At 74.8% G+C, this 7124-nt stretch carries 5 protein-coding genes; all 5 read left to right on the top strand.

The window, feature by feature from the left end; all coding sequences use genetic code 11:
* Positions 1–878 (top strand): GNAT family N-acetyltransferase (locus F6X68_RS28555; protein ID WP_151457157.1); only part of this gene is annotated, 878 nt, incomplete at its 5' end.
* A 243-nt stretch (positions 879–1121) separates the two neighbouring features.
* On the top strand, positions 1122–2447 hold the full coding sequence (locus F6X68_RS28550; protein ID WP_151457156.1) for a cytochrome P450: 1326 nt from the start codon (positions 1122–1124) through the stop codon (positions 2445–2447).
* Positions 2448–2500: 53 nt separating this feature from the next.
* A complete protein-coding gene (locus F6X68_RS28545) occupies positions 2501–3376 on the top strand; it encodes a terpene synthase family protein (RefSeq protein ID WP_151457159.1) in 876 nt (291 codons plus the stop codon).
* Positions 3373–4950 (top strand): prenyltransferase/squalene oxidase repeat-containing protein, encoded by a 1578-nt coding sequence (locus tag F6X68_RS28540; RefSeq protein ID WP_225852479.1) that lies wholly within the window; start codon positions 3373–3375, stop codon positions 4948–4950. Before F6X68_RS28545 ends, F6X68_RS28540 begins: the two co-directional genes overlap by 4 nt.
* Before the next feature lie 154 nt (positions 4951–5104).
* A partial coding sequence (locus F6X68_RS28535; RefSeq protein ID WP_151457155.1) for a nitrate- and nitrite sensing domain-containing protein occupies positions 5105–7124 on the top strand: 2020 nt, incomplete at its 3' end.

Genomic DNA, 7124 nt, shown 5'->3' with positions numbered 1-7124 from the left:
TGGGGCCGGTCGCCGACCTGCTCCGCGCCGCCCGGCCCCACCTGGTGGTCACGCCGGAGCTGCTCGCCTGGCAGGCGACCGGCAAGCCGGCCGAGCGCTTCGGGATGCTCGTCGCCGAGGCGGGCGACGGGATCGCCGGCGTCGCCCGGACGGGGCTGCTGTACGAGAGCGCCGAGCCGGGGCTCGGCTTCGTCAACCTGGTCGTGCGCCCCGAGGGGCGGGGGCGGGGCGTCGGGTCGGCGCTGCTCGCCGCCGCCGAGGAGCGGCTCGCCGGGCTGGGGGTGCGCCGGGCGTACGCGCGGGTCGTCGACGAGCCGGCGCCGCTCGCCTTCGCCGAGCGGCGCGGCTACCGGCCCGGCCGGCGCAGCGTGATCCTGGGCCTGGACCTGGCGGCGGCGCTGCCGGCCGCGCCCGATCCGCCGGCCGGGGTGCGGCTGGGTACGGCCGCGGACCTGGTCGACCCGCGCCCGTTGTACGAGGCGGACCTGGCCGCCGCCGCGGACGAGCCGGGCGACGTCGGGATGGACGAGATCGGCTTCTCCGACTGGCGGGCCGCGTACTGGGACCGGCCGGACCTGGACCGGGCGCTGAGCACGGTGGCGACGGCCGACGGCGTGGTGGTGGCGTTCAGCCTCGCGCTGACCGACGGCCGGGACCGCTACCTGTCGGGAATGACGGGCACCCGCAGCGGGTGGCGGGGCCGGGGTCTCGCCCGGTCGGTCAAGCACGCGTCGCTGCGGGCGGCCCGGTCGGCGGGCTTCCAGTGGGCGTCCACGATCAACGACGCCGGCAACGACGCGATGCGGGCGGTCAACGCGTGGTTCGGGTACCGGCCGGTGGCCGCCGAGTGGCGCCACCTGCGCACCCTTCCGAAGTGACGCCCGACACGAAATCCTTCATGGACGAGCATTCCCATGAGCAAAATTCTCATTCGACGGCTAGCGGAGTCTCGACGGGTGATGGCATGCTTCCCGAATCGTGACGCAAGGCAGCCGTTCGCATGACGGTCCGTCACAACGGAGCGTGACCGACGGGAGGAGCCACGGGTGCGGGATGCCATTGCTGAACGGGGTGCCGACGACTCACGAAGTCGTCCGGCGCGGTCCGCGCCACTGTGGAGGATGCTGCCGGGCCTGCTGCGTGACCCGCTGGGCCAGCTCGTCGCGATGGCGGACGCCGCCCCGGGCGAGGTCCTGCGGCTCAACCTCGGGACGATCCGCCCCTACCTGGTCACCGAACCCGCCCACGTGCAGTACGTGCTGCGGGACAACGCGGCCAACTACACCCGCGGCGGCCAGAGCATGCTGTGGCGGCCGGTACGACGGCTCACCGGCGACGGCATCATGTCCGACGGACCGGAGTGGCAGGCCAGCCGCGGGCGGATGCAGCCGCACTTCACCGCCAAGCGCATCGACTCCCTGGTGGACTCCATGAGCCAGGCCGTCAGCGAGGCCGTCGACGAGTTCGACGAGCCGGCCCGCACCGGCCGGTGGCTGGACGCCGGCGCCGAGCTGGGCCGGGTCATCTGCCGGGCGATCAGCAGCGTCTTCTTCGCCGACCGGGTGAGCCTCGCCGACCAGCTGCGGATCGTGGCCGCCCAGGACACCATCGTGACGGCGCTGCGGGCCCGCCTGCTCCTGCCCTTCGTGCCCGACGCCGTACCGGTGCCGGGCGACCGCGCCCTGCGCCGCGCCATCGGCGTCGTCGACGACATCATGCTGCCCCTGGTGCGGGCCGAGCGGGCCCACCCGCGCGACGGCGACGACCTGCTCGCCGCCCTGGCGAACGCCCGCGACGACGACGGCCGCCCGCTCGGGGAGCGACGGGTCCGCGACGACGTGGTGTCCATGTTCGCCACCGCGACGGAGACGACGTACGCCGTACTGACCTGGCTGTGGCCGATCCTGGACGCCAACCCGGAGGTGGCCGGCCGGCTCTACGCCGAGCTGGACGAGGTGGTGGGCGCGGACCGGGTGATCAGCCGGGAGCAGCTGCTCGCCCTCACCTACACCCGGTCGGTGGTCGACGAGCTGCTGCGCATGTACCCCGCCGGGTGGCTGGTGCCCCGCACGGCGGTGGCGGACGACGTCATCGGCGGCGCCAGGATCAGAGCCGGCAGCATCGTCGCCGTCAGCTCCTACGTCACCCAACGGCTGGCCCGGTACTGGGACCGCCCGGACACCTTCGATCCCGACCGGTTCCGTGGCGACCAGCCGCGGCGGGAGCACCGGTACGCGTACTTCCCGTTCGGCGGCGGCCCGCACCAGTGCCTCGGCATGTACCTGTTCAACCTGGAGGCTCCGCTGGTGGTCGCGACGATCCTCAGCCGGTACCGCTTCCGGCTGCGCGACGCCGGGATGCCGCCCAAGCAGCTGGCGGCGACCCTGCGTCCGGGCCGGCCGGTGGTCATGGCGCTGACCCCGGTCCACGAGCGGCGGCCGGCGTGACCGCGGTGACGCCCGACCGGTCGCGCGACGCGACGCCGGGCGGGCGCGACGAGATGCGGGACGCGCAGGAACAGGGCCGGATCTGCGGCCTGGCGGTACGCGGCCAACGCGACCTCCAGGCGTCGGCCGCGGCGCACCCCGAACTGTTTCCCGCCGACCCGTTCGACACCATGTTGTTCGCCAACATCTCGCTGGCCATCGCCTTCGGCGCCCCGTGGTGCACGGCCGGGCAACTGCGCGCCGCGAACCGGACCGTGCTGTGGGGCTTCGCCCTCGACTGGCTGATCGACCACCGGGCGCGCTCCCGCGACGAGGTCGACGGCCTCGTCGCGCGCTGCCTCGCGGTGGCCGCCGGCGAGCCGCCCGCCGCCGACGACCACCTCGGCGGCTACCTGGCCGCGCTCCAGGGTGAGCTGGCGACGTCCGACGCCTTCGCGGCGCACCGTCCGCTGTGGCGGGACCGGGTGGACGCGACGGTGCGGGCGATGGCCCGCGAGTGGGAGTGGAAGGCGGCCTGGCGGCCCGGGGACCGGTCGTCCCTGCCGAGCCTCGACGCGTACCTGGACAACGCCGACAACCACGCCTGCACGATCGTCAACGTCGCGCACTGGCTCTACACCGGCGACGAGGCCACCCTCGCCCGGCTGGACGAGCTGGTCGCGGTCAGCGACCAGGTGCAGCGCGCCCTGCGCCTCGTCAACGACCTCGGCACCTACGAGCGGGACGTGCGCTGGGGCGACCTGAACGCGTTGCTGCTGGTCGAGGACCGCGCCGAGGTGGAGCAGCGGCTCGCCGCACTGGTGGACACCTGCCACCGGATGCTGGACCCGCTCCGGGAGACCTGCCCGCGCGAGGCGGACTATCTGGCCCGGCAGGTCGGCTTCAGCAGCGGCTTCTACCAGCTGGCCGACTTCTGGGGCATGTCGTGACGGCGGCCCCGGTCGCCGTCCGGGACTCGGGGGGCGCCGCGCTCGCCGTCGCCGGCCGTGAACTGGTGGCGGCGATGCTGGCCGCCCCCGACGGCACGGTCTCGCCCTCGGTCTACGAGACCGGTCGGCTGGTCAGCGACGCCCCCTGGCTGCCGGGGCACACCGAGCGGCTGCGTCACCTGCTGGCCGCCCAGCGCGCCGACGGCGGGTGGGGGGCGCCGGGCGCGTACGGCCTGGTGCCGACCCTGAGTGCGGTGGAGGCGCTGCTGAACGCCCTGCGCACGCCGGGGCGCGCCCGCCAACGGGAGGCGCACCGGCTCGCGACGGCCGTGGACCGGGGCGTCGCGGTGCTGCGGGACCGGCTGCTGGTCGCCGCCGAGCCCGTGCCGGACATGCCGGGCGTCGACCTGATCGTGCCCGCCCTGATCGACCGCGTCGACGCGCTCCTCGACGGCACGGCGGCACCCGGGCGGCCGGTGCCCGCGCTGCCGATGCCGCACGGCATGACCCGGCACCGGGCCGAGGCGGTCGGGCGGCTCCTCGCCGCGGGCGGGCCCGTACCGGAGAAGCTGTGGCACGCCTTCGAGGTGCTCGACGAGCGGGCGCGGGTGGGCCTGCCGGCCCGGCCCGTGTCCGGCGCCGTCGGGGCCTCGCCCGCCGCCACCGCGGCCTGGCTGGGCGATCCCGCCCGTCCCGGCGCGGACCGGAGCGCGCTGGAGTACCTGACCGGAGCCGTGGTGCGGGGCGGCGGGCCCGTGCCGTGCACGACACCCATCGCCGTGTTCGAGCGGGCCTGGGTGCTCAGCGGGCTGGCCCGGGTCGGCGCGGCGGCGGACGTCCCCGCCGAGCTGACCGGCAGCCTGGCCGCCGCGCTCGGACCGACGGGCGCGGCCACCTCGCCCGGCCTCCCGACGGACGCCGACACCACCGCCGTCACCCTCTTCGCGCTGGCCCGGCTCGGCCGCCCGATGGCGCCCGACAGCCTCCTGGCGTACGACACGGGCACGCACTTCTGCACCTGGCAGGGCGAGGACGGCGCGTCGGTCACCACGAACGCCCACGTCCTGGAGGCGCTCGGCTGGCATGCCCGGCACCGTCCGGGCCGCCCGTACGCCGACGTGGCGCGGCGGGTGGCCGGCTGGCTGGTGGACGGTCAGCTCGCCGACGGCAGCTGGACGGACCGCTGGCACGCCTCGCCGTACTACGCGACGGCCAGCGTCGCGGCGGGCCTCGCCGAGTACGCGCCCGACACCACCGGCGGCCGGCTCGACCGGGCGGCCGACTGGGTGCGCGACACCCAGCGCGACGACGGCTCGTGGGGGCTGTGGACGGGCACGCCGGAGGAGACCGCGTACGCCCTCCAGGTGCTGCTCGGCACGGGGCGAACGCCCCGGCCGGGCCTCGCCACCGCCGTGCGCCGCGCGCTCGCCTACCTCGATGAGCATCGCGACGAGGACGGTGACGGCGTTCCACTGTGGCATGACAAGGATCTCTACCACCCGGTGCTCATCGTGCGGGCCGCCGTGCTCGCGGCGCGGCACCTGGCGCGGCTGAGCGGCCACGCAGGACGGTGAGCCCCGCGACCCGGTGCCCCCGATGACGCACCGGTCATGATCAGCACTGCTTGAGTGATCGTCGGGACACTGCTACCGTGCGCCGGGTCGGTCGAAGCGCCATGCGGAAACCGCCGATCGGATGAATCAGACTCCCCGCCAGGGATGGTTTTAAATGGGTTCCCGCAGCTCCAATCTGCGCCGGAAAGTCGTGGCTCTGCTGGCCTCACTCGTTGCGCTGTGGGCGTTCGCCGCGTGGGTGACCCTCCGGGAGGGCGTCAGTCTCCTCTGGGTGCAGGTGCTCGACGCCCAGGTCGCCCAGCCGGGTGAGCCGCTGGTGCTCGAGTTGCAGGCGGAACGCCGGGCGTCCGCGGCGTACCTGGGCGGTTCGGGCGCGGCCGAGCGGGAGCAGCTCGACGCGCAGTGGCGGCGGACCGAGGGCGTCGCCGACGACTTCCGCAAGTCCGTCAGCAGCTGGCGGGTGGACCTGGCGGCCGACGAGAGCCAGCGGCAGATCGACACGGTCGTCAGCGGGCTGGACCGGCTCGCCGCCGTACGCGAGTCCATCCGCGACCGCCAGGTGGACCGCGCCGCCGCCACCCGGGAGTACACCGAACTCATCGACTCGGTGCTGCGGATGTACGGGTCGCTGGGCAACCTGGACGACGAACAGTTCACGCGGGAGACCGCGGCGCTGATCCAGCTCGTCCGGATCCGCGAACTCATGTCGCAGGAGGACGCCCTCGTCACCGGCGCCCTGGCCGCCGGCCGGATGACGCCCGAGGAGACCGCCGCCTTCGCCCGCGCCACCGGCGCCCAGCGCTACCTGGACAGCCAGGTCCGTACCGACCTGTCGAGCGGCGACCGGGCCCGTTACGAGGCACTCGTCGGCGGCGAGGCGTACACCGCGTTCCGGTCCCTGGAGGACCGCGTCGTGCAGGGACGGGCGGGCGGCGCGCCACCCGTGTCGGCGGCGGAGTGGCGCGTGGCGGCCGACGTGGTGGTCGGCGAGCAGCAGCGCTTCATCATCGAGGCCGGTGACGCGCTCGTCGAGCGGGCCGCGCCGATCGCCGTCGGCGTCGTCCTGCGGCTGGTGCTGGCCGCCGGTCTGGGCCTGCTCGCCGTCGTCGCCTCGATCGTCGTGTCGATCACCACCGCGCGGGCCCTGGTGCAGCAGTTGGAGCGGCTGCGCGAGGCCGCCATCCGGCTGGCCAACGAGCGGCTGCCCAGCGTCGTCGAGCGGCTCGGCCACGGCGAGGAGGTCGACATCGCCAAGGAGGCGCCTCCGCTCGAGTTCGGCGACGACGAGATCGGCCAGGTGGGCAAGGCGTTCAACGCCGTGCAGGAGACCGCCATCCGCACCGCCGTCGAGCAGGCCGACCTGCGCCGCAACGTACGCGAGGTCTTCCTCAGCCTGGCCCGGCGCACCCAGGCGCTGGTGCACCGCCAGCTCACCCTGCTCGACGCGATGGAGCGTCGCGAGCACGACGCCGAGGAACTGGAGGACCTGTTCCGGGTCGACCACCTCGCCACCCGGATGCGGCGCAACGCGGAGAACCTCATCGTGCTCTCCGGCTCCACCCCGGGCCGCGCCTGGCGGCGCAACGTGCCCATGGTCGACGTCGTCCGGGGCGCGGTCGCCGAGGTCGAGGACTACACCCGGGTCAACGTGCTGCCCCTCGGCGCGGTCTCGCTCACCGGCCGCGCGGTCGGCGACGTCATCCACCTGCTCGCCGAGCTGATCGAGAACGGGCTGTCGTTCTCCCCGCCGCACACCTCGGTCGAGGTGCGCGGGCAGCAGGTGGCCAACGGCTTCGCCATCGAGATCGAGGACCGTGGCCTGGGCATGAGCGAGGAGGACCTCGCCGCCGCGAACCACCGGATCGTCGACCAGTCCGAGCTGAACCTGGCCAACGCCTCCCGCCTCGGGCTCTACGTGGTCAGCCGGCTGACCGAGCGGCACGGCGTACGGGTGCAGCTCAAGGAGTCCGCGTACGGCGGCACCACCGCCGTCGTGCTGATCCCGGCCGAGCTGGTCACCGCCGCCGACGAGGACCCGAGCACCTCCGGCGGGTTCCCGGCCGGCCTGCCCGCCGGCGTCCCGGTGGCCGGCGCGTCCGGTCAGGCGCCGCCCGCCGCCGAGCCACCGCTCGCCACGGCGCCGGTGGCACTGGCCGAGCCGCTCGCGCCCCGCC

Origin of the sequence: Micromonospora sp. AMSO12t (assembly GCF_008806585.1) — a bacterium.
In the GTDB taxonomy this organism is placed as follows: Bacteria; Actinomycetota; Actinomycetes; order Mycobacteriales; family Micromonosporaceae; genus Micromonospora; species Micromonospora reichwaldensis.
Note: the sequence above shows the minus strand (reverse complement) of the source record. Positions and strands in the feature narration are given on the sequence as shown.